General features: G+C 43.9%; 24 protein-coding genes. 18 read left to right on the top strand and 6 right to left on the bottom strand.

All coding sequences use genetic code 11. The annotated features are described in order from the left end of the window. The first annotated feature begins 148 nt into the window (after nucleotides 1-148). From MKY14_RS14840 to MKY14_RS14805, 8 genes are all read left to right on the top strand, one after another. Nucleotides 149-1,453: a replication-associated recombination protein A gene (locus tag MKY14_RS14840; RefSeq protein ID WP_076129668.1), complete on the top strand. Its 1,305-nt coding sequence runs from the start codon at nucleotides 149-151 to the stop codon at nucleotides 1,451-1,453. A gap of 379 nt (nucleotides 1,454-1,832) precedes the next feature. Continuing rightward, complete coding sequence (locus MKY14_RS14835) at nucleotides 1,833-2,849, top strand: ABC transporter ATP-binding protein (RefSeq protein ID WP_076129669.1); 1,017 nt, start codon at nucleotides 1,833-1,835, stop codon at nucleotides 2,847-2,849. Further along, complete coding sequence (locus tag MKY14_RS14830; protein WP_036677615.1) at nucleotides 2,836-3,771, top strand: ABC transporter ATP-binding protein; 936 nt, start codon at nucleotides 2,836-2,838, stop codon at nucleotides 3,769-3,771. The genes MKY14_RS14835 and MKY14_RS14830 overlap by 14 nt, the downstream gene beginning before the upstream one ends. A 4-nt stretch (nucleotides 3,772-3,775) precedes the next feature. Then, nucleotides 3,776-4,738, top strand: coding sequence for an oligopeptide ABC transporter permease (gene opp4B / locus MKY14_RS14825; RefSeq protein WP_036677612.1), 963 nt, complete (start codon nucleotides 3,776-3,778; stop codon nucleotides 4,736-4,738). A gap of 27 nt (nucleotides 4,739-4,765) precedes the next feature. Further along, complete coding sequence (locus MKY14_RS14820; protein WP_076129671.1) at nucleotides 4,766-5,671, top strand: ABC transporter permease; 906 nt, start codon at nucleotides 4,766-4,768, stop codon at nucleotides 5,669-5,671. A 19-nt stretch (nucleotides 5,672-5,690) separates the two neighbouring features. Continuing rightward, nucleotides 5,691-7,538 carry an oligopeptide ABC transporter substrate-binding protein gene (locus MKY14_RS14815; protein ID WP_076218485.1) on the top strand — a complete coding sequence of 616 codons (1,848 nt, stop codon included), beginning with the start codon at nucleotides 5,691-5,693 and terminating at the stop codon, nucleotides 7,536-7,538. Between the two features lie 292 nt (nucleotides 7,539-7,830). Beyond that, a complete protein-coding gene (locus tag MKY14_RS14810; protein WP_340976734.1) occupies nucleotides 7,831-10,563 on the top strand; it encodes a glycoside hydrolase family 9 protein in 2,733 nt (910 codons plus the stop codon). A 32-nt stretch (nucleotides 10,564-10,595) separates the two neighbouring features. Continuing rightward, entirely contained in the window at nucleotides 10,596-13,580 is a 2,985-nt protein-coding gene (locus MKY14_RS14805; protein ID WP_340977054.1) for a glycoside hydrolase family 48 protein, read from the top strand. 368 nt (nucleotides 13,581-13,948) lie between these two features. Here MKY14_RS14805 and mnmA read toward each other — a convergent pair whose 3' ends face one another. Further along, nucleotides 13,949-15,070, bottom strand: a complete 1,122-nt coding sequence (gene mnmA / locus MKY14_RS14800; protein ID WP_076193287.1) for a tRNA 2-thiouridine(34) synthase MnmA — start codon at nucleotides 15,068-15,070, stop codon at nucleotides 13,949-13,951. A gap of 294 nt (nucleotides 15,071-15,364) precedes the next feature. On the opposite strand from mnmA, the gene cymR reads away from it, so the two are divergent. Beyond that, nucleotides 15,365-15,784 (top strand): cysteine metabolism transcriptional regulator CymR, encoded by a 420-nt coding sequence (gene cymR, locus MKY14_RS14795; protein WP_036677599.1) that lies wholly within the window; start codon nucleotides 15,365-15,367, stop codon nucleotides 15,782-15,784. Between the two features lie 202 nt (nucleotides 15,785-15,986). Here cymR and MKY14_RS14790 read toward each other — a convergent pair whose 3' ends face one another. From MKY14_RS14790 to MKY14_RS14780, 3 genes are read right to left on the bottom strand one after another with little or no spacing between them, the layout of a single operon-like run. Further along, a complete protein-coding gene (locus MKY14_RS14790; protein WP_076179368.1) occupies nucleotides 15,987-16,442 on the bottom strand; it encodes a GNAT family N-acetyltransferase in 456 nt (151 codons plus the stop codon). Between the two features lie 42 nt (nucleotides 16,443-16,484). Continuing rightward, nucleotides 16,485-17,129: a YczE/YyaS/YitT family protein gene (locus tag MKY14_RS14785; protein WP_340976732.1), complete on the bottom strand. Its 645-nt coding sequence runs from the start codon at nucleotides 17,127-17,129 to the stop codon at nucleotides 16,485-16,487. Then, entirely contained in the window at nucleotides 17,126-17,572 is a 447-nt protein-coding gene (locus MKY14_RS14780; protein ID WP_076185499.1) for a GNAT family N-acetyltransferase, read from the bottom strand. Before MKY14_RS14780 ends, MKY14_RS14785 begins: the two co-directional genes overlap by 4 nt. 128 nt (nucleotides 17,573-17,700) lie before the next feature. On the opposite strand from MKY14_RS14780, the gene MKY14_RS14775 reads away from it, so the two are divergent. Continuing rightward, a complete protein-coding gene (locus tag MKY14_RS14775) occupies nucleotides 17,701-18,153 on the top strand; it encodes a MarR family winged helix-turn-helix transcriptional regulator (RefSeq protein WP_076105880.1) in 453 nt (150 codons plus the stop codon). A 165-nt stretch (nucleotides 18,154-18,318) separates the two neighbouring features. On the opposite strand, the gene MKY14_RS14770 is transcribed toward MKY14_RS14775, so the two are convergent. Continuing rightward, nucleotides 18,319-18,762, bottom strand: coding sequence for a carboxymuconolactone decarboxylase family protein (locus MKY14_RS14770; RefSeq protein WP_340976730.1), 444 nt, complete (start codon nucleotides 18,760-18,762; stop codon nucleotides 18,319-18,321). Between the two features lie 271 nt (nucleotides 18,763-19,033). Between MKY14_RS14770 and MKY14_RS14765 the strand changes: the two genes are divergently transcribed. The 3 genes from MKY14_RS14765 (at nucleotide 19,034) to MKY14_RS14755 (ending at nucleotide 21,898) form a co-directional block, all read left to right on the top strand. After that, nucleotides 19,034-19,408 (top strand): hypothetical protein, encoded by a 375-nt coding sequence (locus MKY14_RS14765; RefSeq protein WP_076129677.1) that lies wholly within the window; start codon nucleotides 19,034-19,036, stop codon nucleotides 19,406-19,408. A gap of 158 nt (nucleotides 19,409-19,566) precedes the next feature. Beyond that, nucleotides 19,567-20,775 carry a glycosyltransferase family 2 protein gene (locus tag MKY14_RS14760; protein WP_076185497.1) on the top strand — a complete coding sequence of 403 codons (1,209 nt, stop codon included), beginning with the start codon at nucleotides 19,567-19,569 and terminating at the stop codon, nucleotides 20,773-20,775. A 64-nt stretch (nucleotides 20,776-20,839) separates the two neighbouring features. Beyond that, complete coding sequence (locus tag MKY14_RS14755; protein WP_254849017.1) at nucleotides 20,840-21,898, top strand: glycosyltransferase family 4 protein; 1,059 nt, start codon at nucleotides 20,840-20,842, stop codon at nucleotides 21,896-21,898. A 113-nt stretch (nucleotides 21,899-22,011) separates the two neighbouring features. Here MKY14_RS14755 and MKY14_RS14750 read toward each other — a convergent pair whose 3' ends face one another. Further along, nucleotides 22,012-22,680 carry an SOS response-associated peptidase gene (locus tag MKY14_RS14750; RefSeq protein WP_076129680.1) on the bottom strand — a complete coding sequence of 223 codons (669 nt, stop codon included), beginning with the start codon at nucleotides 22,678-22,680 and terminating at the stop codon, nucleotides 22,012-22,014. A gap of 156 nt (nucleotides 22,681-22,836) precedes the next feature. On the opposite strand from MKY14_RS14750, the gene MKY14_RS14745 reads away from it, so the two are divergent. From MKY14_RS14745 to MKY14_RS14725, 5 genes are all read left to right on the top strand, one after another. After that, on the top strand, nucleotides 22,837-23,292 hold the full coding sequence (locus tag MKY14_RS14745) for a DUF523 domain-containing protein (protein WP_076129681.1): 456 nt from the start codon (nucleotides 22,837-22,839) through the stop codon (nucleotides 23,290-23,292). Between the two features lie 128 nt (nucleotides 23,293-23,420). After that, complete coding sequence (locus tag MKY14_RS14740; protein ID WP_076129682.1) at nucleotides 23,421-24,572, top strand: cysteine desulfurase family protein; 1,152 nt, start codon at nucleotides 23,421-23,423, stop codon at nucleotides 24,570-24,572. A 92-nt stretch (nucleotides 24,573-24,664) separates the two neighbouring features. Beyond that, complete coding sequence (locus MKY14_RS14735; protein ID WP_036677560.1) at nucleotides 24,665-25,186, top strand: PRC-barrel domain-containing protein; 522 nt, start codon at nucleotides 24,665-24,667, stop codon at nucleotides 25,184-25,186. 14 nt (nucleotides 25,187-25,200) lie between these two features. After that, nucleotides 25,201-25,410 carry a hypothetical protein gene (locus MKY14_RS14730; RefSeq protein ID WP_036677557.1) on the top strand — a complete coding sequence of 70 codons (210 nt, stop codon included), beginning with the start codon at nucleotides 25,201-25,203 and terminating at the stop codon, nucleotides 25,408-25,410. Between the two features lie 179 nt (nucleotides 25,411-25,589). Beyond that, nucleotides 25,590-26,657 (top strand): AI-2E family transporter, encoded by a 1,068-nt coding sequence (locus MKY14_RS14725; protein ID WP_036677553.1) that lies wholly within the window; start codon nucleotides 25,590-25,592, stop codon nucleotides 26,655-26,657. The last annotated feature ends 327 nt before the right edge of the window (nucleotides 26,658-26,984 follow it).

Genomic DNA, 26,984 nt, shown 5'->3' with positions numbered 1-26,984 from the left:
TCATGCTCTTTTTATTTTGGCGTAAAATAAGTCTATGCTGATACTGTTACCTTGACCCGGCAGGGCATCCTAATCCTTCCCTGTGATATGGTATGATAGAGAGGATTTACATTGAGCTTTTACAAGAATATAGCAAGGAAGTGGAGTTATGGATTTATTTTCTTTCGGAGAGGACACCGGGGGCGGACGGCTGCTTGCGGACCGGATGAGACCGGAGAATCTTGATGAATATATTGGTCAAGAGCATATCATAGGTCGGGGGAAGCTGCTGCGAAGAGCGATTGAGGCGGATCAAGTCTCTTCGATTTTGCTCTATGGCCCCCCGGGATGCGGCAAGACGACACTCGCGCATATTATTTCTCATCACACGCAAGGAGAGTTCGTACGTCTGAATGCGGTGGAAGCTACCGTGAAGGATGTACGGGAGGTTATTGAGCGAGCTCAGAACAATCAAACATTGTACGGCACTAAGACGATCCTGTTCCTGGACGAGGTGCATCGATTTAATAGCTCACGCCAGGATGCGCTTTTGCCAGCAGTAGAAAAAGGGACTATTACCTTCATTGGAGCGACTACAGAGAACCCGTTCCATTATGTTAATGGGGCGCTTATGAGCCGCTCCACCTTATTTCAGCTGGAGGCATTAACGAGTGAACACAGCTTGATCGCGATGCGCAGAGCCTTGGCGGACAAAGAGAAAGGTCTTGGATTTATGGAGCTTCAGGTCGATGAGGAGGCTTTGTTGCATATTGCAACAATGGCTAATGGAGACATCCGGCGGGCACTAAATGCACTGGAGCTGGCAGCCCTGACTACCGCACCACAAGTTGATGGAAGTGTTCATATCACGCTGGAGGTGGCGGAGGAATCCATTCGGCGCCCCATTGTGAAGGCTGATGAATCTACGCAGTATGATGTGCTATCCGCTTTTCATAAAAGTATTCGCGGTTCCAGCGACGCCGCGTTGTTTTGGTTTCTGTATGCGGTAGAAAAGCTTGGAATGGACCCTATGACTTTTATTCGGCGCCTGATTGCAGCCAGCAGTGAGGATATCGGCTTGGCTAATCCCCAAGCTATGGTTCAAGCGGTGAGTGCGCTGGATGCGTATCGAAACAATGGTTGGCCAGAGGCGAAGCTGAACATTGCCCAAGCTATTCTTTTTGCAGTGGAAAGTCCGAAGTCTAATGCTGTGGTTATGGCTATTTCCAATGCAATGGCAAGTATGGATGAGATCAAATCAGCGGAGGTACCGCTGCATCTGCGTGATACGCACTATAAAGGTGCAACTGCGTTAGGGCATGAAGGATATCAATATCCGCACAATTTTCCGGGGCATTATGTGAAGCAAGAGTATTTGCCTAAGGAGATTTCTCAGCGTGTTTTTTATCAAGCTACTGAGCAAGGCAATGAGATTAAGATTCGTCATAATCAAAAGCTTCGGCGGGAGCAGTGAGCCGCTAGCGACTGTAATACCTTCCAATTTCATGCTGGAAAGCCAAAGATTTTAACTTTCAGTCGAACTAAATAATTCCCAAAAAAAGGCGGCCTAGAGCCGTTTTTTTGTTGCCTACGTTACTTTTAATCACATCGATTGAAAATTTTTTATAGGAAAAGATTGATAATTTACCATAAGTTAATTAAAATGAACTACAAAGTTACGAGATGTTCATTTTTATTTCCGATTGAACTACTGGTAGTATTCTTAACAGTGTTAATTATCATCACATTGGTTATTTCAAAATGTTTCATGAAAATCAACACTATTTATATCAAAATTTACATAATATTTTCATTGTGTTAATTTTGAAATCCTTGTCGTTAGGGTGATGAATATGGGCGAAGAACTACTAGAAATCAAAAATTTGTCGACATCGTTCAGAATTGCAGACGACTATTATGCTGCGGTTGATGATGTTACCCTGTCTGTTCGCAAAAATGAAATTCTGGCTATCGTTGGAGAATCTGGTTCAGGAAAAAGTGCGCTCGCCTTTTCCATTATGGGGCTGCATACCAGAGCCAGAATTGACGGACAAATCAAATACAAGGGCCAGGACATCGTTACTATGTCTCCTGCTGCACTAAACAAGCTGCGCGGCCAAGAAATGTCTATGATTTTTCAAGATCCTTTATCCGCTTTAAACCCGCTAATGATCATCGGTTCACAGATTGAAGAAGTACTTATCCTACATGATTCCAAGCTTTCTAAGAAACAGCGAAAAGAGAAGGTCATTGATCTTTTGACCAAGGTTGGAATTTCCCGTCCAGAGCATACATATCAGCAGTACCCCCACGAATTATCCGGTGGCATGAGGCAGCGGGTGGTTATCGCCATTGCGATAGCCAATGGACCCAAGCTTTTGATCGCCGACGAGCCTACCACAGCACTAGATGTGACTATCCAATTACAAATCCTTGAACTTATTAAAAAATTAAAAAACGATATGGAAGCAGGCATTATCTTAATCACTCATGACTTAGGGGTTGTAAGCGAAATGGCTGACCGTGTTGCGGTGATGTATGCCGGACAAATCGTCGAAATCGCAGATATTTTTACGTTGACGTCTAATCCGAAACATCCATATACGAGATCCTTATTAAACTCCATTCCAACGGCAAAAGAAGAAAAATCCAGGTTGCATGTGATTCAGGGGATTGTTCCACCACTGCAAAACCTTCCGCGTAAGGGCTGCCGTTTCTCGGCACGGACGCCTTGGATTCCTGAATCGGAGCATGAGGAGAACCCACAGCTGCATGAAGTCGCACCCGGACATTTCGTTCGCTGCACCTGTTATAACAATTTCCATTTCCCTGATACTAACGAGGAGGCAATCCACAATGGGACTTCTTGAGGTTAAAAATTTAGCAGTACATTTTCCGATCCACGGCGGTGTTTTTCGAAGGGAAGTTGGCGTAGTTAAGGCTGTCGATAATGTTAATTTTACCATTGAAGCTGGGCAAACCTATGGTCTGGTTGGTGAATCTGGTTCCGGAAAGACGACAACGGGTCGCGCGATTATAGGTCTTAATTCTATTACTAGCGGCAGCGTGATTTTTGAAGGGCAAGATTTGGCCTTGAGGGGTGTACGAAAGCAAAGAAATGTCCGCAAAGACATTCAGATGATCTTTCAGGATCCGTACTCTTCCTTAAATCCTAAGAAGCGTGTACTCGATATTATTGCAGAACCGTTGCGTAATTTCGAAAAAATGTCTCCAGGGGAAGAAAAACGCCGGGTGCAGGAATTGCTTTTACAAGTAGGCTTAAGTCCTGAGAACATCCTGAAATATCCGCATGAATTTTCTGGCGGCCAGCGGCAGCGGATCGGAATTGCCAGAGCAATTGCACTCAAGCCAAAACTTATTATTGCTGACGAGCCGGTATCTGCGCTAGATGTCTCAGTACAGGCACAGGTGCTTAACTTCATGCAGGACATTCAAAAAGAGCTGAATCTTACTTTTCTATTTATCAGTCATGATCTCGGGATCATCAGGCATATGTGCGATCACATAGGGATTATGTATAAAGGACGACATGTGGAGCAAGGGACTGCTAAAGATATTTTTGACAATCCTCAGCATATTTATACCAAACGACTCATTGCCGCCATTCCTGATATTGATCCGAAACAGAGAGAAAAGCAGACGGAATTCAGAAAATCAGTAAGCAAGGAATATGAACAAGCGCACCGGAATTATTTTGATGAAGAAGGCATGGCTTATCCATTAAAATCAATTTCCGAGACTCATCTGGTAGCCTTGCCTGAGAAAGGTTGAGAATATGTGGAAGATTATCGTTCGTAGAATTCTTATAATGATCCCTCAAGTAGTTCTATTAAGTATTCTTGTTTTTCTTATGGCGAAGGCGATGCCTGGTGACGCACTCTCAGGAATGCTCGATCCGAATATTGATCCGGCGGCCATTGATGCGATGAGAGAAAAGCTCGGTCTAAATGATCCATGGTACATCCAGTACTGGGATTGGATCACTAAAGCGATACAAGGGGATTTCGGCCAGTCCTTCCGTTTCAAAATGCCGGTCTCAGAGCTAATCGGACAACGCCTGATGAATACACTTTGGCTGGCCATTGTTACGCTGATTCTTACATACCTTATTGCTATCCCGCTTGGTATTACCAGCGGACGTTATAACGATTCGTGGCTGGATCGCTTGATAACTGGCTATACCTATATTGGATTTGCTGCACCGTTGTTTATTTTTGCACTTTTAATGGTATGGGTTTTCGGATTTCATTTTCATTGGTTTCCTACCAGCGGCAGTGTCAGTCCCGGGGAAGTTCCAGGTACACTAAGTCACTTCTGGAGTAAATTCTATCATCTGCTTCTGCCTGCGCTATCTATGGCGCTAATTGCAACGGTTGGGACCGTACAATATCTGAGAAATGAGATCATTGATACGAAGCAAAAAGATTTCATTCTCACTGCTAGAGCTAAAGGGGCTTCGGAGTCACGCGTATACAATCGTCATATTTTGAGAAACTCCTTGCTGCCGATCGCTGCATTTTTTGGATATGAGATCACTGGGTTAATCGGTGGTACGGTGTTCGTTGAAACGATCTTCAGCTATCCAGGAATGGGTTTGCTGTTTCTAAGTTCGATAACGATTCGGGATTTCAGCGTGGTAACAGCCCTCGTTCTTCTGTATGGGGTTGCTTCCATCGTCGGTGCGTTGTTATCAGACATTATTTTAAGTATCGTAGATCCTCGTATCCGGATTAAATAAGAAGATGAACACTTTGGGGTGAATGAAATGGCAAAGACGAGCGCAGAGATAGCTCTGCTGCAGGAAACTGATAAAAGTCCATCGGGCTTCAAAATTGTTTGGCGGGAGATGGTGCGGGATAAGCTGGCACTGGTCTCGTTGATTTTCCTATTTACGATTATTGCTGCTGTATATGGGATCTCCTTATTTTTAGATCAGAAAGAAATTGTCACGGTTGACTTGTTCGCCCTATATGAGAAGCCTTCGGCTGTGCATTGGCTGGGGACTGATTATGGAGGACGGGATGTATTCGGTCAATTAATTATAGGAACACGAAATTCCATGTCTATTGCCTTTATGGTTACATTTTTTACGGGAATTATCGGTATTCTGGTAGGTTTAGTCTCAGGTTACTTTGGGGGAACGGTAGATAATGTCGCGATGCGTATTGTAGATTTCTTCATGATTCTACCTTTTCTAATGATTGTTATAGCTTTTGTCAGCGCAGTTCCTAAATACAATACGTTGACCTTCTCCTTTATCATGACAGCATTTCTTTGGATGGGGATTGCCAGGCTCATTCGTTCCAAGACATTACAAGAGAAGGAATTGGATTATGTTCAGGCATCTAAGACCCTAGGCTCCTCCAATCTAAAAATTATGTTTACGCAAGTTCTGCCGAACTTAAGCTCAATCATTATCGTAACAATGACCTTGAATCTGGCAGCTAATATTGGATTGGAATCAGGCCTATCCTTTCTAGGTTTTGGTTTTCCAGAAAGTACACCCAGTCTGGGTACTCTAGTAAGCTATGCGAGAAATCCGCAGACTCTTGAGTTCAGATGGTGGATCTGGTTACCCGCATCATTGCTGATCCTGGTATTGATGTTGAGTATAAATAATGTGGGTCAAGCGCTAAAACGTGCGACCGACGCAAGACAAAGAAAAGGATAATAAGGGAGGAAATGATTAAATGAGAAAAGCCATTCGTTCAAAAGCTTTACTAGTTTCATTAATGTTTGTAATGTTGTTCGCTCTTGCGGCTTGCGGCTCCAAGAACAACAACGAAGCGGCTGAATCAACAGCAGCTCCTAACGCCAGCGCACCTGCGGCAACCGCAGAAGCAACGGCCGCGCCTGAGGCAGAAGACGGACTTTATAACATTAAAGATTTCAGTAACGTTAAGACTAACCAAGGTGAAGCTATTGACGGAGGGACAATTACATTTGGACTTGTTTCCGATAGTCCATTTGAAGGCACTTTGAACTGGAACTTCTATTCTGGAGATCCAGACGCTCAAGTTCTGAACTGGTTTGATGAAGGTTTGTTAACTTGGGATAAAGACTATGTTTATACTAATGATGGTGCGGCTACTTATGAAGTTGCAGAAGATGGACGTACCTTTACCTTTACGATTCGCGACAATGTAAACTGGCAGGATGGTAAGCCAGTAACGGCTGAAGACTGGTTGTTCGCCCATGAAGTTATTGGTAATCCTGCTTATGATGGTCCTCGTTACGGTTCTGACTTCACTAATATTGAAGGCATGGATGAGTACCATTCCGGTAAGGCCAAGACCATATCCGGGATTAAAGTGCTGGGTGATAAGAAACTGCAAATTACTTATAAGCAATCTACACCTTCCTTGTTAACGGGTAGCGTATGGATTTATCCATTAGCCAAACATATCTTTGGCGGCATGGATGTTGCCAAAATCTCCTCTTCCCCTGAAGTCCGCCAAAAGCCAATTGGCTTCGGAGCTTTTAAAGTAGAGAGTATCGTTCCTGGTGAGTCTGTAGTATTTGTTAAGAATGAAGATTACTGGCGTGGAGCCCCTAAACTGGATAAAGTAATTTTGAAGGTTATCAACCCAACAACGATTGTACAAGAACTGAAATCTGGTGGAGTTGACTTGGTGGATTCCTTCCCTATTGATCAATTCCCTGATAATGCGAAGCTATCAAATGTTGAGTATCTCGGGGCGGTTGACCGTGCGTATACGTATATTGGATTTAAGCTTGGCAAATGGGATGCAACGAAAAAAGAGGTTGTTACCGATCCTAAAGCTAAAATGGCGGATGTGAATCTTCGTAAAGCAATGTGGGCTGCGGTTGACAATGATACTGTTGGTAAAAAGTTCTATAATGGTCTGCGTTGGAATGCGACTACCTTGATTCCACCATCCCATCCAGAATTCCATGATACTACCAATCCGGGCGTAGCTTTTGATCCAGAAGCAGCTAAAAAGATCTTGGATGACGCTGGTTACAAATTAAACGGTGAATTTAGAACGAATCCAGATGGCAGCGAGCTGAAGATTAATTTCATTTCGATGACTGGTGGAGACATTGCTGAGCCGCTGGCTCAATATTATGTACAATCCTGGAAAGCGATTGGTCTGAATGTAACTTTGGAAATGGTAGAGTTTAATACCTTCTATGATCGCATAGGTCAAAATGGTGAGGATGATCCTACTGTTGATGTGTACCAAGGTGCTTGGGGGGTAGGGATTGACGTTGACCCATCAGGCCTGTACGGTAAAGATGCAATCTATAACTTCCCACGTTACTCCAGTGCAGAGAACGATCGTTTGCTCGCCGAAGGGATCTCTGAGGCTGCATTTGATGTAGACAAACGTAAAGAAATCTATAAAGAGTGGCAACAATTTATGGTTGATGAGATTCCAGTATTCCCAACACTTTATCGTGCTGTGATTGTGCCGGTTAATAACCGTGTTCTAAACTTTGCAATTGGTGATGGAACCGGACTCTATTATAACGACATTGCGGTTTCTGCAGATAAAGCTGCGGTGGCTCAGTAAGAGGGGATTAATGAACAGCAGTTCAAGGAGAAATCCTGAGCTGCTGTTTTTTATTTTCCGTTAAATTAACAATTATTCCTATATTTTGTGCATTATTTACTGTAAAAATATAGTGTTTTAATGAAAGATATGGTATATTTTGGGTGAGAGCGAAACTTTCGCTTAAATATAGCTCTTAGAGTGAGGTGAGTGGATGATCGCAATGACAGGTACCTGATTCGAGTGAGGGAGGTGTTACGGGACTGAGGTGTAATCTTTCTTGTGGCATTCACTGAAGAGAGGGGCAGTAGAAATGATCAAGAGGTATAGGAAACAAGGACTGGTGTTCAGTTTGTTGTTTACGCTTACATTTTGTTCAAATGCTGCATTTCAACCGGCGATAGCAGAGGCAGCGGCCGGAGACTACAACTATGCGGAGGTTCTACAAAAATCTATTTATTTCTACGAAACCCAGCGGTCTGGTGAATTGCCAGATAACAATCGGGTGGAATGGCGGGGCGATTCCGGTCTTTTGGACGGGGCGGATGTGGGACATGATCTGACTGGTGGTTGGTACGATGCCGGTGATCACGTTAAATTCGGTTTGCCTATGGCTTATTCTACAACGATGCTGGCGTGGTCGGTTTATGAGTACAAGCAAGGATATGAGGGGTCTGGGCAGCTGGAGGAAATTTTAGACAATATTCGCTGGGCAACCGATTATTTTGTGAAAGCTCATACCGCTCCTAACGAGCTGTGGGGACAAGTTGGTAACGGAACAACCGATCATAATTGGTGGGGACCCGCAGAAGTCATGCAGATGCAGAGACCTTCCTACAAAATTGATGCCACTCATCCCGGATCAGATCTTGCCGCAGAAACAGCTGCAGCGTTAGCTTCAGCATCCATTATTTTCAGGGATACGGATGCCGTATACGCGGACAAGCTGCTGCTGCATGCTAAACAGCTTTACAATTTTGCAGACACTTATCGCGGCTCCTATTCCGACAGCATTACCGACGTCAAACAATATTATAATTCTTGGAGCGGTTACGCGGATGAATTGAGCTGGGGGGCTGTCTGGTTGTATTTGGCGACTAACGATCAGCAGTATCTCAATAAGGCTATTGCAGCAAGCGATCAATGGGGAACGAATCAGGCTGGAAACTGGGGGTATCAGTGGACACAGTCTTGGGACGACAAGCATTATGGCGCTCAATTACTGTTGGCACGAATCACCGGGCAGACCAAGTTCATTCAATCCACTGAACGGAATATGCAGTATTGGACGACTGGAGTGGGTGGAACAAGTGACCGTGTTGCCTATACACCTGGCGGACTAGCCCATCTCGATCAATGGGGCGCATTGCGTTATGCAGCCAATCAGGCTTTTATGGCCTTCGTTTACTCAGACTGGGTGAGCGATCCGGTGAAGAAAGATACGGCGCGCTCTTTCGCGGAGAGACAAATTACGTATATGCTTGGTGACAATCCACGAAACAGCAGTTATGTTATCGGTTTTGGTAACAATTCTCCTCAGCATCCCCATCATCGAACCTCACATGGATCATGGAATGATAGTCAGAGCGTTCCGGTAAATCATCGCCATGTCTTGTACGGAGCGCTAGTTGGAGGTCCGTCCAAAACAGACAGCTACACCGACTCCATTAACGATTATGTCTCGAATGAAGTTGCAACCGATTACAATGCAGCTTTTACAGGAGCTATTGCAAAAATGGTGCTGCTGCATGGACAAGGGCAACAGCCGCTTGCACAATTTCCACCTGCAGAGACACGTGAAGATGAGATGTTTGTCGAAGCCTCTGTGAATGCTAGTGGCAGCAATTTCGTAGAGATTCGAGCATTGCTGAATAACCGTACGGGCTGGCCGGCAAGGGCCAGTAAAGAGATGTCTTTTAACTATTATGTGGATCTTAGTGAAGCGATAGCGGCTGGTTATGGTCCTGAGGATATTACGGTTACAGCGGGAGGCTACAATCAGGGTGGAACGGTGTCTGCACTTCAGCCTTACGATGCAGCTAACCATATCTACTATACTAAGATCGATTTTACAGGTACTTTGATTTATCCGGGTGGACAATCTGCTCATCGTAAGGAGATTCAATTCCGAATTGCAGCTCCGCTGAACACTAACTTCTGGAATAATGCTAATGATTTTTCATTCCAAGGGGTGGCAGCTCAAGGAGTAACTCCTGTAAAAACAGCGAACATTCCGGTGTTTGATGCAGGTGTACACATGTATGGAGAACTTCCAGCGGGTGGCGGACAACCTGGAGAACCTCAAGTCCCTGCACGTCCGACTAATGTTCAGGCTGTAGCAGGTAATGGGACTGTCCATTTGACTTGGAATGCGATTAGCGGGGTCAGTGAATATACCGTTAAACGCAGTGAAGTGAGTGGAGGCCCGTATACGGTGCTTGAGAATGTCACGGGAACGGATTACATGGATAGTGGACGGGTGAACGGAACCACTTATTATTATGTGATCACTGCCACGAATAGTGTAGGGGAGAGCTTGCCATCTATACAGGTTAGTGCTAAACCCCAAGAACCGACACAGCCCACAACGGGAAATTTGAAGGTGCAATATCGTACGAATGATACGAATGCCAGTGATGGACAGTTGCGCCCTCAGTTCCGAATTATGAATACAGGAACCGAGTTTGTGGCACTTAGCGGCTTGAAGCTGCGTTATTATTTCACTGTGGATGGGGATAAACCACAACAGTTTCATTGTGATTATGCTGTAGTGGGCAGTGGTAATTTAAGCGGCAGTTTTGTTAAGCTGAATCCCGCCAGTACGGGCGCGGATTATTATCTGGAGATTTCTTTTGGTGCAGGGGCTGGAAGTATAGCGCCTGGTGGAGATAGCGGCGAGATTCAGGCTCGCACCAATAAGACGGACTGGACGGCTTATAATGAAACGGATGATTATTCCTACAGCGCGGTTCAGCAGACATTTGCCGATTGGAATAAGGTTACACTTTATCAAGGTGAAACACTTGTATGGGGCTTAGAACCATAAATATATCCAAGAGAGGGAGCTTGCCTAAGATGATGAAATTGAGCTTAATAAAGAAGCCTGTTTCTGTAATAATGGCCGCAGTCCTGTTTCTCTCACTCATGACCGGTCTATTTAATTTTAGACCTCAGACTGCTCACGCTTCAACTACGGAGCAGACGCGATTTCTGCAATTATATGCGCAGCTAAAAGACCCCGCAAATGGTTATTTCTCTGCCGAAGGAGTACCTTATCATGCGGTAGAGACCTTGATGAGTGAAGCCCCTGATTACGGACATATGACGACCTCAGAAGCTTACAGTTATTGGATGTGGCTTGAGGTACTCTATGGTTATCACACAGGGGACTGGACTAAGCTGGAATCAGCTTGGGACAACATGGAGAAATATATCATTCCTATTAACGAAGGTGATGGCAAGGAAGAACAGCCAACCATGAGTTATTACAATCCGAACAGCCCGGCTACGTATGCAGCGGAGCATGCTCAGCCGGATCAGTATCCAAGTCAGCTAGGTGGCCAGTATACAGCAGGTAAAGATCCGCTAGATGCTGAATTGAAGGCGACGTATGGCAACAACCAGACCTACTTGATGCACTGGCTGGTAGACGTGGACAACTGGTACGGCTTCGGCAACTTGCTGAATCCTACGCATACAGCCGCTTATGTGAATACATTCCAACGGGGTGAACAAGAGTCCGTTTGGGAGGCGGTCCCTCACCCGTCTCAAGATGACAAAACGTTCGGAAAAGCAAACGAAGGCTTCATGAGCCTGTTCACAAAAGAAGCTAACGTGCCTTCCGCTCAATGGCGTTACACGAATGCTACAGATGCCGATGCACGGGCAGTGCAAGCAATGTACTGGGCTAAAGAGCTCGGCTACAACAATACAGTGTATTTGAATAAAGCTAAGAAAATGGGCGATTTCCTGCGGTACGGTATGTATGATAAATACTTCCAAAAAGTAGGAAGTGCAGCTACTGACGGCACCCCTGATGCCGGGACTGGCAAAGATTCCAATCAATATCTTCTGGCTTGGTATACCGCATGGGGCGGTGGACTTGGAGCAACAGGAAACTGGGCTTGGAGAATCGGTGCGAGCCATGCCCACCAAGGGTATCAGAATGTCGTGGCTGCCTACGCACTTTCTGATTCGGATGGTGGTCTGATTCCGTCATCAGCTACAGCTGGGCAGGATTGGGAAAACTCTCTGAAACGTCAATTGGAATTTTATACTTGGCTGCAGTCCTCTGAAGGGGCAATTGCCGGTGGAGCGACCAATAGTTATCAAGGCGTCTACAAGGCTTATCCAGCTGGAACCAGTACTTTTTATGGCATGGCCTATGACGAAGCTCCAGTCTACCACGATCCTCCATCCAATAACTGGTTCGGAATGCAGGCATGGAGTGTGGAGCGGGTAGCGGAGCTGTACTATATCCTTGCTTCTAACGGAGACACTACATCTGAAAACTTCCAAATGGCAAAACAAGTTATAGAAAATTGGGTAGATTGGTCTAAAGATTATGCCTTTGCCAACAAACGTCCAGTTACGGATGCAGAAGGTTACTATCTGAACAGCCAAGGAAATCGAATTCTTGGAGGCGCCAATCCACAAGTGGCTACAGTCTCTGCACCAGGAGAATTCTGGATTCCAGGTAATGTGGAATGGACAGGACAACCTAATACGTGGAATGGCTTCAGTGGTTCTGCCGCAAACAGTAACCTGAAAGCCGTAACTAAGAGTCCAAGCCAAGATACAGGTGTACTGGGCAGCTATATTAAGGCACTTACCTTCTATGCGGCTGGCACCAAAGCTGAACATGGCAGCTACAGTACTCTGGGAGGAGAAGCTCAGGTACTGGCTAAATCTTTGTTAGACACGGCATGGGGTTATAACGATGGAATTGGTATTGCAACTACCGAAAGCCGTGCAGATTATTCTCGCTATTTCACTAAAGAAGTCTATTTCCCAAGCGGCTGGACAGGTACATTCGGCCAAGGAAATACGATCCCTGGTACATCAACAGTGCCTTCCGATCCTGCTAAAGGCGGAAATGGGGTATATGCAAGCTATACCGATATCCGTCCAAATATCGTAAATGACTCCAAGTGGCAATATCTGCTGGACAAATACAATACTTCTTTTAATAAAGTGACTAAAACTTGGGACAATGGAGCCCCTGAATTTACCTACCATCGCTTCTGGTCGCAAGTAGATATGGCAACTGCTTATGCAGAATACGATCGACTGATCAACAGCAGCGTGCCTACTGAGCCAGTAGCTCCAAAAGCACCTTCTAAACCAAGTGCGGTCGCTGGTAACCAAGTTGTAGATCTTAGTTGGAACAACGTAACTGGAGCTACAAGCTATACTGTGAAAAGAGCTGCAACAACTGGCGGTCCTTATAGCGATGTGGCTGTTGTCACTCAAGCTACTTACAGTGATGCTTCCGTGGTTAACGGTACGGATTATTACTATGTAGTTAGTGCTTCCAACGTGGTTGGGGAGAGTCCGAATTCCCCTGAGGCACACGCCAAGCCTATGGATGTACCGATTCCGGCACAAGGAGATTTGGTGGTGAAGTATCGGACAAGTGATACCAATCCGGGAGATAATCAGTTCCGCCCGCAGCTGCAAATTGTTAACAATGGGGATACGGCTGTAGCGCTTAGCGATGTAAAGCTGCGGTATTATTACACGATTGATGGCGATAAACCTCAACAATTTAATGTTGACTATGCTAACATCGGTGGAAGTAATATACAGGGAACATTCGTGAAGGTAGACCCTGCCAAAACTGGAGCGGACTATTATTTAGAAATCTCCTTCGGCGCAGGTGCAGGCAGTCTTGCACCGGGAGCCAACACGGGTGATATCCAGATCCGGGTCAACAAAACGGACTGGAGTAATTACAACGAGGTTGGAGACTACTCTTATGACCCTACCAAAACATCGTACACGGAATGGAATCATGTGCCGTTGTACTTGAATGGTGCTCTAGCATGGGGACTTGAGCCTTAAAGTCTAAATGAGGGAAGCCCTAGCCATTTGGCTGGGGCTTTTTTTGTTATTGGCTGGTTAGCGACTGCACTGCGACTAATTGTGGCTTCATGTCCATTTTAATTGTATTTCCTACAACTAAAATAGGCTCTAGCCGCGCCAACGTAATTTAATTGCACTTCATACAACTATTTATCAGTATATGGATACTTATTGAGATATAAGCTCAGTTTAACTGTACAATGTGCAACTAAAACCCAAAAAGAAATAAAAAAGCACGAAATAGCTGTATTAAATACAACTATTTCGTGCTTTTGGTATGTTAGTTAGATATTGTGAGTTACTACGAATACTTGTAGATCAAGCTTTTATAGAAGCTTGGTTTACATTCACACTTGTGCTGAAGGAACAACCTTCTCCGCGTATTCTATCGTTCCGCCGCCGAGACATTGCTCACCGAGATAGAAGACAACGGCTTGACCAGGGGTGATCGCTTTTTGTGGAACATCAAAGGTTACATTAATCGTTCCATCTTCACGCGCTGTAAGGGTCACGCCTTGATCTGGCTGGCGATACCGGAATTTGGCGGTGCATTTCAGCGGCTCTTGCCCAAGCGCTTGACCGTCAATCCAGTTAACACCGGAAGCAATCAGGCTAGTGGAGTACAGGCTGTGGTGCTTGTCTCCTTGTACTACATAAAGAATGTTGCGGCTAAGATCTTTTTCAGCTACAAACCACGGTTCGCCGTTGCCAGAGCCACCAATACCAAGGCCTTGGCGTTGGCCTAACGTGTAATACATAAGTCCGTCATGGCGGCCTTTGATCTCTCCAGTTACTATGTCAACCATATCGCCAGCTTGTGCCGGGAGATATTGGCTGAGGAATTCGCGGAAGTTGCGCTCGCCGATAAAGCAGACGCCTGTGCTATCTTTTTTCTTGGCAGTGTAAAGTCCTGCTTCTTCAGCAATTCTCCGCACTTCAGGTTTCGGCAGATGTCCAATAGGGAACATTGTTTTAGAGAGTTGATGTTGCCCCAGTGCATTCAGGAAATAGGTTTGATCCTTATTGTTGTCTACGCCGCGGAGCAGCTTGTACACACCATCTTCTTCTATAACACGTGCGTAATGTCCAGTTGCGACATAATCGGCACCAAGCTGAAGAGCTTTGTTCAAAAATTCTCCAAACTTAATCTCGCGGTTGCACATGACGTCAGGATTTGGCGTCCGGCCGGCCTTATATTCATCGAGAAAATAAGAAAATACCTTATCAAAGTATTCCTTCTCGAAATTAACGGTATAGTAAGGAATATCAATCTGCTCGCATACGCGGCGAACATCCTCTGCATCGCTTTCGGCCGTACATACTCCGAATTCGTCGGTATCGTCCCAGTTCTTCATGAAGATGCCGATGACGTCATAGCCCTGCTGCTTGAGCAGAAGCGCCGTGACGGAGGAATCGACCCCTCCGGACATGCCGACGACGACACGGGTGTCTTGTTTTGCTTTTGTCATCGTAATCACCATTTCTGTACCCAAAATACCGGTCATTCATGGAACACCCGGCTCAAAATGTATTATAACATACCTGTCTACTCTAAACCTCTGAAATAAGAGACTGGAAACAACAAAATGTCCACCTGGGGTGAACATTCTCGTAAAATGTTTTGTTTTCCATTTCATTTGTGACTTCGGATATGATAACATAAACTGAGAGTAATTATCGGAATACCTTGATATGACAATCCAAATGACTTGCCGAATCAATAGTATACAATAATCAGACATTAAACTGAAAGAGGTGCCCCTTTGAAAATATCAACCAAAGGTCGTTACGGACTAACAATTATGATGGAGCTTGCACTGAAATTTGGTGAAGGACCAACTTCACTTAAGAGTATCGCTGAGAAAAATGGTCTTTCCGAGCATTATCTGGAGCAACTAATTGCTCCTCTGCGCAATGCAGGACTTGTAAAAAGTATTCGTGGAGCATATGGCGGATACATTTTGTCGCGTGAGGCGAATGCTATCACTGCCGGTGATATCATCCGTGTGCTGGAGGGTCCTATCTCTCCTGTAGACTTCACGGAAGAGGACGATGCAGCGAAACGGGATTTATGGTTGCGTATTCGCGACAGTATTGCCGATGTGCTGGATTCCACAACACTTTATGATTTGATTAACTACAAAGAAGAAAGTTTGGCTGACAATTACATGTTTTATATTTAGATCTCCAATGAAAGATAACTCAACAGTATTATGAATCAACCTTTAGGCTCCCATTTGGGAGTCTTTTTTTATCTTTTATTATCTGTGATTCTATTTGTTCTTACGTTTATTAAGGAGCGCAATCCAGCAGCAAAAGGCTCCGATGAACGCTGCGAGAATCGGTATCCATTGATTAGAAGTCAAGTTAGCACCTCCACAGTACTTATAATTCTTTCGTCATAAAAACACTATAGGGGTCTTCAATGTAATCTGCAAACGGACTACAGTATTCAAACCCATATTGTTCATATAGTTTTCTAGCCGCTTCGAACCCTTCAGTGGATCCGGTTTCCAAGCTCAGCCTCCGATAGCCTTGTTGCTTAGCTTCTTTAATAATATGGGCAAGCATTTTAGATGCAATGCCCTTCCTAAGATGCTTGGTAGAAGTACGCATGGATTTGATTTCACCATGATGGCTACCCATGTCTTTAAGAGCACCGCAACCTAAGAGTTCGCCCTGCTCCCAGGCACTCCAGAAGGTGATTTCTGGTGTTTTTAATTTATCTAAATTTAACGCATGTACACTCTCTGGGGGAGATTGCTCAAACATGCTCTGAAGATGTTCACTGATCAATGCTATGATTTCGGTTCCGGTTAAGTTATCGATTCTAATCTCCAAATTATTCACTCCCAATGATAAGATTATGGTTTGTTGTATACATCAAGTTTCTTTAGCGGAGTTCGCTATTATATGTTGTAGCAATCGGTCCAAGGCTTTCTGTGTAAGTGGCATAAAGTAATTAAGAATTAAGCCGCCTAAACTAATGGTAAGTAGAGTGCCAATCCCAATAGGCCCATTGAAAATAATGGCGGCAAATAAGAAAACAAGATAAATGATTGTTCTAGTAAATAGTATACTAAGCCTAGTTATCGTTTGCAGTACTAATGTTAGCCGGTCCACTGGAATCGGTGCGAAATTTGCGTATAAATAAATGGATGTACCTAATCCAATTGCGATTAAGCCTAAACCATAAAAAGCAATTTTACTGATCCACAGATTAGGCTCGATCAGATGGTTAAACAAAAAAAGCCACATATCAATACCTAAGCCTGCTATGAATGCAGTTACCAGCCCTAATAATTCCGGTCTTTGCTTGGATAAACATGAATTACATCCAATCAATAGGCATGCGATCAGCACTTCCCAACTGCCTACTGTAAGACCGACATTTTTGGATAGACCCACTAAAAGTGCATCAAAAGGTGACGCTCCAAGGTCAGAGATTATTGTTAGTGAAACGCCTAGGGTTAAGATGAAAATCCCGCAAGTGAAAATGGAAAACGTAGTTACACTAAACTTCTTCATTCTTTTGAAGCAGAAAGATCTTTAGTCATTAAAAGATGAGGGATGCCATCCTCCATAAATTCAGTAGATGAAGCCCGATAACCAAGTTTTTTATAGAAGCCCTCCGCCTGAGTTTGCCCGTGCAATTTAACTTTTTGATGTCCCTTTTCAACCACGATCTCTTCTAATGCAGAAATGATTTTTTTCCCAATTCCAAATTTACGATAAGGTTCTAGGATGCAAATACGCTCTAACTTACCTATACCATCAAGAACGCGGATCCTTCCTGTGGCAACTGGTTGCCCATCATAATAGGCCAGGACATGTTCACATTCTCCATTCAGTGTATCGAATTCATCAAATTCATCATTAAGGGGAACGCCTTGTTCCTCAACAAATACTTTTTTTCTGATTGAAAATGCAGCTTCAAGTTCCTCGATTATTGTAATTCTTTTAAGATTCATTCTTGCTTACTCCATTCTGTATTTGTTTTTTTTAGGAAAAACGTCATAATGAATTAACGACAATTATAAGTATATATACAATCAATATTGTTGTAAATACAACAATATTGGAACTGGTAGGTGATTGAATGAAAGAGATCCTTCGTGAAGTTGGAATGATAGCGAGGGCATTAGATTCCATAAGTAATATAGAGTTCAAGGAATTAGAGCTTACAAAGGGGCAGTATTTATATCTGGTCCGGATATATGAGAATCCGGGCATTATTCAAGAAAAGCTGTCGGAAATGATAAAGGTGGACCGAACAACAGCAGCGCGTGCGATTCAGAAGCTTGAAATCCAAGGTTTTATTGAAAAGAAAGACGATGAAACAAACAAAAAAATAAAAAGGTTATTCACAACTGAAAAAGGTAAACAAGCCTACTCTTTTCTGAAGAGAGAAGGGGACCATACCGACTTGGTTGCGTTAGCAGGATTATCTGAAAAAGAAACGGAAGTCTTGTTTCAACTTTTGCAAAGAGTTAGGAAAAATGTTGAGGTTGAGTGGGAATACGTAAAGAAGGGAAATAAAAGAGAGTACTAAAATCAGCAATTGTTATTGAACTAACCCAACACGATTGCATAAAAAAATGCCTTGCTAGTGATATACTGGCAGGGCATTTTAATAAGATGATTCATATATCAACGGAGCCGTGGAACGTACGGAGCGGAGAAAAAAAGAACACCCTAAGGAGTTCTTTGGGGGTAATTATTGTGCTGCAGGGGTATTTCCCATTGCAATAGAAATTCTGTTCCAACTGTTGATTTGATTAATAATCAGCACAAGATCAACATATTGTTTCTCATCGTAATGTTCACGTACTTGTTTATATAGCTCATCCGGAACTCTTTTGGAAGGGATTAGCGTAATATGCTCAGCTAGTTCTAGAGCAACCTTCTCTTCAGATGTATAAAAAGTACATTCCTCCCAAACATTTAAACAATAAATTCGTTGTTCAGTTTCACCCATTTTACGAGCTTCGGATGTATGCATATCTATACAGAAAGCACATCCGTTAATTTGAGAAACTCTGATTTTGATAAGTTCTCTTGTAGTCCGATTAATCGTAGATTTTTTGGTGTACATCTCCATATCCATCATGATTTTCATACCCTCAGGTGCAACTTCATTGTAAGCAACTCTTTGACTCATTAGGCAAGACTCCTTAGGCTTTAGTTTAGGATTAGTATAACTTTATTTTAACACTATTATTCTTTATATGCGAACATTTGTACTTATTTTTGTTTATAAGAAGGCAGAAATCACCCGCCGACATATCCTCAAAGCGGAACGGAAATGATATCAATATAATCTTCTACCTGTCTAATTGGCTGTTATTCCACGAGTTTCCCCTTCCTCTTGCCTCACAACTATCGGCTTCCTGGTGAATAAGTTGATAGAAACCAAGAAGAGGAGTGAGGAAATGCCTTATACAACAGGTCTTATTACAAATACAAGAGCAACTGGTACTGCAGCAAGTAATGTAGTAGTCAGTGTTCGTAACACAAGTAATGCGAGTGCAATGATGATCGTCGAAGTTTTTGGTGTTCCATATTCGATGCCAGCTCTTACTCCGCTTTATGTCACAGGGTATTACGTTCCTGCAAAGAGTTCTGATATTAGAGAGTTTTTCATTGGGGGCAATTTGGCTTACGAGGTACAAATTAGTAGTCCTTTTCCTTTGGCAGAAGTAGTTACCTCCGTGTATGGGCTGGACGAGTTCGGAAATCTAGTTACTGATCAGCGAGTGCTTCAATCTGAATTGACGCAGATTACCGCATTATCTATCCCTATATAATAGTAACGTTTAGACCATTAAGCAGCAGTCGCTGAAAGAAATAGGGCGATTGCTGCTTTTTTAGGCGCAATAAAGTATTTTAGGGGCATTCACACAATCATATGAGAGGAATCAAAATATACTGATTTTATACTCCAATGTAGAGAGAGGTAAAAATCATGGCGGATGTAGGAGTAGTTATGCCTGTGTATACCCAAAAGCCGGAGTTTCTGCGGCAAGCTCTGCAGTCTGTTCTACACCAATCTTTTACCAATTTTCGGCTGGTTGTTGTGATCGATGGAGCACCAGATATGGAACCGCTCGTGAGATCCATTATTGTCGAAGATCCGAGGGTAACGGTTATTTCTTACGCACAGAACAGGGGTATAGCACATGCACTGAATACTGGCTTTGATCTTTTGTTTAGTGAGCCCAGTATTCAATATTTGAGTTGGGTTTCCAGCGACAATGTTTATGAACCCCGTTTCCTCGAAATCCTTCGGGGGGCGCTAGTTAGAGGTCCACAGGAGTTAGGCATCGTGTTCAGTTCTTTTCAAAGCATCGATAACGAGGGAAAGTTTCTTCACAACGAACATCAATTGGCTACGCAGCGTAATTATCAGTCACAGCCCAAAGAACGATTGCTGGATTATTCGCTCATTGGCGTATCTTTTATGTACAAAACACAGATTGCGAAGCTTGTTGGAGCTTATGGAATGGAACCGGTGGAAGATTATGATTACTGGCTGAGACTGGCTGAACATTGTGAGATTCGCTTTATACCGGTGGAACTGGTGAATTATCGTGTAGATTCTACCTTTAGTGTATCTGCCCAGTTACATTCGGTTGAAAATCATCGTAGATGGAGATATGCCTATCATTTGACCCGCCATCAGGCGCGGTTTCGCAGAGGGATTCCGGCGATGATTACCGTTTTATATCCTGTAGTGAATGCTTGTGCGGATGAAATAACGAGGATAGAGAATCTGTACGAACAAACGTATAGCAATTATGAATGCCGGGTGCTGGATTTATCAACTACACGTCAGCCATCAGCTCTATTGGAAACCATACCTCATCCTGCGACAGCGTTCGCTTGGCTGCCTGGGGCTGTGGAGTCACACGCGATTTGCAGTGCTATTGAGCAGCTATCCACCCCATTTACGATAGTTTTAGGTCCAAAGGTTTTTATAGGAGCGCTCGATATTGAGTACATGCTGGAAGCTTTGATTACTACGGGTGGCGATACGATCTCCAACTACTACACGGATGATCATAGCTTGATTGGATTTCGACACAGACATGTCCCCTCGACCAAAAGCCACTATTATAATGAGCTGTTTCGCAGCGCAGATTTGTATGATTTGTTGAAGACCTCTTTTACCTAAAATAATTTGCGAATGAGTGATCATGATGAAGATTTTGTTCACTTTTTATAACCCGAGTGGAGGTATGCAAACTCTGAACCGAGTTCGCTGCCAAGCGTTATATGCTCGCGGTGTAGAGTGCCATTTACTGTATACACACCATGGAAAAGGACAGCAGAATATCCGTAACATTCAAACGCATATTACCAATAGTGATGACGAGATCAGGGCAATGCTTGCTCGTGAAGCATTTGACTTAATTGTAGTGTGTACGGATATTAACTTAGCAGAGCGGATTCGAGGGTTTGGGTATAAAGGGCCGCTTGTTTTTGAAGTGCAGGGTTTAGGTACCTTAGATGAAGCTGAGCAGGTCGTTAATAATTTTACAGAGCGCATTTACAGGCTCACCGATGCACTGCTGTATCCGGAAACAACCCATTTGCAGGCGCTTTTCAAAGGCGGATTTCCAACCATTCCACAATATTGTTTTGATGATCCGATCGATTGCGATCAGTTTGGATATACCAATTATCCCGCGAAAAGTTTCCCTATCCTCGGTTGGGTAGGACGCATTCAAACGAATAAGAATTGGCGGGAATTTCTGCAAATCGGGCAAAGGCTGCTGACGATCCATCCCGAGCTTTATTTATGGATTTTTCAGGATGATACGTTGTTTGATCCAGAGCAAAAAGAAAGCTTTGATCAATTTGTAGCTGAGACAGGGATTTCTTCACGGTTAATTTCGTATTCCAATATTCCTCATGAGCAAATGGCAGATTATATGAGCATTATTGGTGATTCGGGAGGTTTGCTCCTTTCGACCTCAATTTTGGAAGGATTTGGATACGCGGTTGCTGAGGCGATGTTATGCCGTTGTCCTGTACTTACTACAGATTCAGACGGCGTTCGAAGACTTGTCATTAATAATCACACTGGAAAAATATACACGAGAGGGCAGCTGGATGAAGCTGTGAATGCTGCTCTATCCTTAATGGATGATCCGGCACTGCGGGCCAGAATCAGGATGAATGGAGAATGGCATATCCGGACTAACCTGTCCTCCGAGCTGTATGCAGACAGATTTCTACAGATGTATCATCAATTGATGGGACGTAGAATTCAAATTGAGCGGCGCTGGTCTTAACTCTGCGGTTAATCTGCAGGGTTAAGATGTTTTTTCATGGATTAACAACGAGGTCAGAATTAGTGTCAATAAAAGGGTTACAATCATTCCCACCATTTGAATAATATTGTTTTCTATATCTCATTGATTAATTCCTTCGTATTATTCCGGACATTTCCCACTGCAGTGGAAACCGGATAGGCTCTCATTTGATGCTGATCATAGGGTTTAAGAAGCTTTATTAACGAAGTTGCGTCCTGATTGCTCCGGCTTAGCCATTCAGGCTCATCCTCAGGCTTCAAAATAACTGGCATACGGTTGTGGATTTCAGCCATAAGTTCATTTGGGGTAGTCGTTATAATCGTGCAGGTACTTAATTTATTACCTTCAGGGTCCATCCAAATATCATACAATCCGGCCATTGAAAAAATACCCCCATCGCGCATCACGATTCGCATGGGTTGTTTGCTGCTGCCCTGTGCCTTCCATTCATAGAAACCATCAGAAGGGATGATGCAGCGGCGGGAGCTTACTAATCGCTTGAAAGAAGGCTTCTCAAGGAGTGACTCTGCCCGGGCATTGATCATTTTACTGCCGATTTTATCATCTTTGGCCCAAGAAGGAACCAGACCCCAGCGCAGTTCCCCAAGTTTATTGCTGGACCCTGTGTTAATGACTGCCGGAATTTGCTGCATGGGTGCTGCGTTATATGTTGGAGCATAGTGGATAATGGTAGAATCATTGGCAAAATATCTGACCATCAGCTCTTCCATGGTGACTGTTATTGTATATCGTCCGCACATTTTATACACTTCCCATTCGGTCGTTTTTGAGGCTAGATTTGTTTACAGCTTGTAATCAGCATGTTATGCTCGAAATATTTCTTAGCTTGAACGGCTGTTGAGGGTTGTATCTTATTATAAACGAAGCACAATGAATGAAGAAAGCGGTGCATATAGGTGATTTTGGTAAGCTCTTGTTTAGCTGGCATGAAGGTAAGATATAATGGTACGGATTGTTTGGATGAGAAAATTCAGAAGCTATTGAATGAGAATCAGGCTATTGCTGTGTGTCCGGAATTATTAGGGGGATTCTCTACGCCTAGAGAGCCAGCTGAAATTGTCGGCGGGGATGGTGAGGATGTGCTTGCAGGAACGGCAAAAGTAGTGGACCGGTCGGGAACAGATGTAACAGAACTATATTTAAAAGGGGCCTATATTACGCTTGAAAAAGCTCAAGAGGTTTCAGCCACGATGGTAGTCCTCAAGGAAAACAGTCCTTCTTGCGGCAGCACCATGATTTATAACGGAGAGTTCAAAGGGAAGAAGATCGCTGGCAACGGCGTGACTGCGGCTTTACTTAGAAAAAACGGCATAGAAGTTACCTCTGAAGAGAATTGGCTGTCATTATCCTAGCCTATATAGGGAATTGATTACAATATTGTGTTCTTTAGTTTGTGGAAAACTAACTTCTCGCGCGGTATAATTTAATAGTTCTTAAAAACGAACTATTGTACTATACCCTAGAAGTGGAGAAATGAATGATGAAAACCATCTATTTGGACCACGCCGCATCAACTCCGGTTCATCCCGAGGTGGCCAAGGTCATGCTGAATATAATGACAGAACAATATGGAAATGCGTCCAGTGTACATCAGTTCGGACGTTCAGCCAAGAAAATATTAAATGGGGCGCGCGATACTATCGCCGCCTTTTTAGGCTGCTCGCCGGAAGAGTGGGTGTTCACTGGCGGCGGAACCGAAAGCGACAATCTAGCCCTCTATGGAGCTGTCGCTGCTGTTGCCCAGAAAGGCAATCATATTATCACCTCTGCGATAGAGCATCATGCAGTGCTACATACCTGCGAAGAGCTGGAGAAGGAAGGCTTTAAGGTTACTTATCTTCCTGTGGATTCTACAGGCCGAGTATCCGTTGCAGACGTAGAAGCAGCGGTGCAGGAAGACACGGTGCTAATCAGTGTAATGTATGCCAATAATGAGGTAGGAACCGTTCAGCCGATTCAGGAAATTGGCCAGCTTGCCAGAGAGCGGGGAATTCTGTTCCATGTTGATGCTGTACAAGCTCTTGGTGCCTTACCGATCACACTGCGGGAGCTTCCGGTAGATTACATGAGCTTTACAGCTCACAAAATCAATGGACCTGGGGGGATCGGTGGCCTTTATGTGCGGAGTGGAGCACCGCTGCATCCAAGACTCCACGGTGGCCTTCAGGAGCGCGGCAGACGAGCCGGAACAGAAAATCTAGCAGGTACTGCTGGATTTGCCAAGGCTGTTGAGATAGCAGTTACAGGTCTATCAGAACGTCGACAAAAAGTGCAGCTCCTGCGCAATAGACTACTTGAAGAGCTGGATACGCTGATTGGACGGGAAAGTTATTCGATTAACGGCAATACCGAGCATTTTTTGCCAAGTATACTGAATTTGAGCTTCCCGGGAGCTAGAACAGATGTTATGCTGATGAACCTGGATATGGACGGGATTGCGGCGGCAAGCGGTTCAGCCTGCACGTCAGGATCACTGGAAATATCCCATGTTCTGAGAGCAATGGAGCTTCCAGAAAATATTTTAGGGTCCGCGATTCGATTTAGCATGGGTTTGGGTAATACTACTGAAGAAATTGAGTACGTTGCTCGAAAAGTTGAAACCATTCTGAATCGGCTGCGTATCAGAGACTAGTTACTTCTAGGCTATGATAGGTATCCTGATCATTCGGGCTTTCACTTTTTGAGAACTCGTAATTACACTCAAAGTGAGGAGACCGAGCAGCCATGAAACTTCAAGATCTGATCGGCTTGGCTGTATATGAAGTTGAAGAGGGTAACGCAATCGGCAAAATTGTCGATATTTTGCTCGATTCAAACTGGAATATTACGGGTATTGAACTGGAAAGCAAATCTTTTTTTGGTGGCCATGTGAAATTTGTGGCATGGGAAGATATTGTGGCCTACGGCGAGGATGCTGTCATGATTCGTAGTAAAGAGTCGATTGATAAGATAGATGCCGATCATATACCTTGTACTTTTCTACTTGGAAAGAACAAACTTAAGGATTTAAAAGTGCTAACTACAACTGGAACTATACTCGGACGAATATCTGATGTTTATTTTGACCAAAAGTTGGGAAACACAATAGGAGCGCTGGAAATTAGTGACGGGCTTGTCACTGATTTGATCGAAGGCCGCAAATGGCTGCCTTGTTCTGACGAGATGTCCATTGGTGAGAATGCATTAATGGTTCCTGCGATGAGCGAAGAACGGCTACAAAAAGCCATTAATATTGTTAACGGATAGGTGGAATGTATTATATGAAGTGTCCAAACTGCAACTCCAAAGATATCGGAAAGATCGGTTCCCACCAGTTTTATTGCTGGGGCTGTTTCATCGAATTGACGGTAAATGGCGAGAAAATGTCGGTTTATCAAGTTGAAGAAGACGGCACACTAAGCTCACTGGACGACCTGTTCTCCGGGGATGATATGACTCAGGATTTCCCGCAAATTCATGCGTCGTCTTAACTATGAATCTTGCTTTGTAAGCAAGACTGCTCTATGTACTTAAGCGTCAATTTCCTTTCAGCTGAAATCAGTTGCAAGGTTATTGACGCTTTTTTGTGTGTTTGATGGTTATTTTGCTGCGGCCATACATATACTTATTTACGAAGCTAGTCCAGGCTCTACCGCAGGAGGGTACTCTCATGGAACAATGGTCCCAAAGTAAATGGTTCCGCTGGATGATCGGAGTGCTGCTATCCCTGATCATTTTGTATTTTGTTTGGTTGCTTCGTCCGATGCTGCAGGGGATTTTTGTATTCTTAAAGGCAATCCTCGCTCCATTTCTGGCAGCTATGATTATTTCCTATGTGCTGAATCCCGTGGTTAGTATGCTGGCCGGACGGAAGATGCCGCGTAGCGTAGCTGTTCTACTTATATATGCAGTGTTTCTAACGGCGATTACCGTGATCGCCATCAACCTTATCCCGATGTTTATTGAGCAGCTTGAAGAGTTAAATGAACATCTGCCTGAGATCACACTGCAAGCCCAAGGCCTGATGAGCCATATGAATACAAGGCTAATACCACCTGGGGTTGAAATGGGGATGAACAACTGGTTTTTTCAACTGGAGAATCGTCTGGCCGAAGGGATTTCTCATTTTCTCGATAACATAGGGACAACGATTAACTTGCTGTTCAATGCTTTTATCGTGCCGTTTCTGGTGTTCTATATTCTGAAGGATTTTGACGTATTTGAACGGACGGTGGTCTCTTGTCTGCCCCGCGCACGCCGCAAGTCTATTGTTACTTTGTTAAAAGATATTGATGCCGCGCTCGGCAATTACATTCGCGGACAATTTCTGGTCTGCATCATTATAGGTGTGCTCGCCTATATCGGCTATGCTATCGTCGGAATGCCTTATGCCTTACTGTTCGCCAGTGTGGTGGCAGTATTTAATATTGTTCCGTATATGGGTCCTTTTCTAGGGGCTGCACCTGCTATTGTGATGGCTTCGACCGTCTCTTTTCGATTAGTTCTACTGGTTGCTGTGGTAAACACTTTATGCCAAATTGTGGAGAGCAATATTATTTCTCCACAGGTAGTAGGCAGGACGCTACATTTGCATCCGCTGCTTATTATCTTTGCATTGCTGGTAGGTGGTGAGCTGGCAGGGATGATTGGACTGATCCTTGCTGTACCGTTCTTTGCAGCTGCAAAAGTCGTTATTCAACACTTTATGGCGTTTTTAATCAAACGAAAGCCTGTATAAAGGGATAATCATTGACTATTGATAACAGTTTTGTATATAATGTTGGGGAATATTACTGATGACTCAGTATATAGTTGTTCGATGATGAGGATTATTAATTCTATACCGTTATTGCAGAGAGCCGGCACTAAGGTGCGAGTCGGTTAACGGAACAGAGTGAACTCACCTCGGAGTAACGGTGCAAGTTTACAGGATATCCATAAGAGATAATGGATGTCATGAATGAACCGCCGTCGCCTCACCCCCGCTAAAGGGTGCAAAGTGAGTGGCAGAATAAAGTATATTCAGCCGCTAACTAGGGTGGTACCACGGGAATTATAACCTCTC

Source organism: Paenibacillus sp. FSL R5-0887 (assembly GCF_038002305.1).
Lineage (GTDB): Bacteria > Bacillota > Bacilli > Paenibacillales > Paenibacillaceae > Paenibacillus_AQ > Paenibacillus_AQ odorifer.
Note: the sequence above shows the minus strand (reverse complement) of the source record. Positions and strands in the feature narration are given on the sequence as shown.

Excerpts from the sequence above, each read along its gene's own strand:
- MKY14_RS14765 (WP_076129677.1), top strand. The coding sequence starts at position 19,034 with ATGCCTTATACAACAGGTCTTATTACAAATACAAGAGCAACTGGTACT.
- MKY14_RS14820 (WP_076129671.1), top strand. The coding sequence starts at position 4,766 with ATGGCAAAGACGAGCGCAGAGATAGCTCTGCTGCAGGAAACTGATAAA.
- opp4B (WP_036677612.1), top strand. The coding sequence starts at position 3,776 with ATGTGGAAGATTATCGTTCGTAGAATTCTTATAATGATCCCTCAAGTA.
- MKY14_RS14750 (WP_076129680.1), bottom strand. The coding sequence starts at position 22,680 with ATGTGCGGACGATATACAATAACAGTCACCATGGAAGAGCTGATGGTC.
- MKY14_RS14805 (WP_340977054.1), top strand. The coding sequence starts at position 10,596 with ATGAAATTGAGCTTAATAAAGAAGCCTGTTTCTGTAATAATGGCCGCA.
- MKY14_RS14735 (WP_036677560.1), top strand. The coding sequence starts at position 24,665 with ATGAAACTTCAAGATCTGATCGGCTTGGCTGTATATGAAGTTGAAGAG.
- MKY14_RS14815 (WP_076218485.1), top strand. The coding sequence starts at position 5,691 with ATGAGAAAAGCCATTCGTTCAAAAGCTTTACTAGTTTCATTAATGTTT.
- MKY14_RS14730 (WP_036677557.1), top strand. The coding sequence starts at position 25,201 with ATGAAGTGTCCAAACTGCAACTCCAAAGATATCGGAAAGATCGGTTCC.
- MKY14_RS14840 (WP_076129668.1), top strand. The coding sequence starts at position 149 with ATGGATTTATTTTCTTTCGGAGAGGACACCGGGGGCGGACGGCTGCTT.
- MKY14_RS14780 (WP_076185499.1), bottom strand. The coding sequence starts at position 17,572 with ATGAATCTTAAAAGAATTACAATAATCGAGGAACTTGAAGCTGCATTT.
- MKY14_RS14775 (WP_076105880.1), top strand. The coding sequence starts at position 17,701 with ATGAAAGAGATCCTTCGTGAAGTTGGAATGATAGCGAGGGCATTAGAT.
- MKY14_RS14755 (WP_254849017.1), top strand. The coding sequence starts at position 20,840 with ATGCAAACTCTGAACCGAGTTCGCTGCCAAGCGTTATATGCTCGCGGT.
- MKY14_RS14770 (WP_340976730.1), bottom strand. The coding sequence starts at position 18,762 with ATGAGTCAAAGAGTTGCTTACAATGAAGTTGCACCTGAGGGTATGAAA.
- MKY14_RS14740 (WP_076129682.1), top strand. The coding sequence starts at position 23,421 with ATGAAAACCATCTATTTGGACCACGCCGCATCAACTCCGGTTCATCCC.
- MKY14_RS14830 (WP_036677615.1), top strand. The coding sequence starts at position 2,836 with ATGGGACTTCTTGAGGTTAAAAATTTAGCAGTACATTTTCCGATCCAC.
- MKY14_RS14725 (WP_036677553.1), top strand. The coding sequence starts at position 25,590 with ATGGAACAATGGTCCCAAAGTAAATGGTTCCGCTGGATGATCGGAGTG.
- MKY14_RS14835 (WP_076129669.1), top strand. The coding sequence starts at position 1,833 with ATGGGCGAAGAACTACTAGAAATCAAAAATTTGTCGACATCGTTCAGA.
- MKY14_RS14760 (WP_076185497.1), top strand. The coding sequence starts at position 19,567 with ATGGCGGATGTAGGAGTAGTTATGCCTGTGTATACCCAAAAGCCGGAG.
- mnmA (WP_076193287.1), bottom strand. The coding sequence starts at position 15,070 with ATGACAAAAGCAAAACAAGACACCCGTGTCGTCGTCGGCATGTCCGGA.
- MKY14_RS14810 (WP_340976734.1), top strand. The coding sequence starts at position 7,831 with ATGATCAAGAGGTATAGGAAACAAGGACTGGTGTTCAGTTTGTTGTTT.
- MKY14_RS14785 (WP_340976732.1), bottom strand. The coding sequence starts at position 17,129 with ATGAAGAAGTTTAGTGTAACTACGTTTTCCATTTTCACTTGCGGGATT.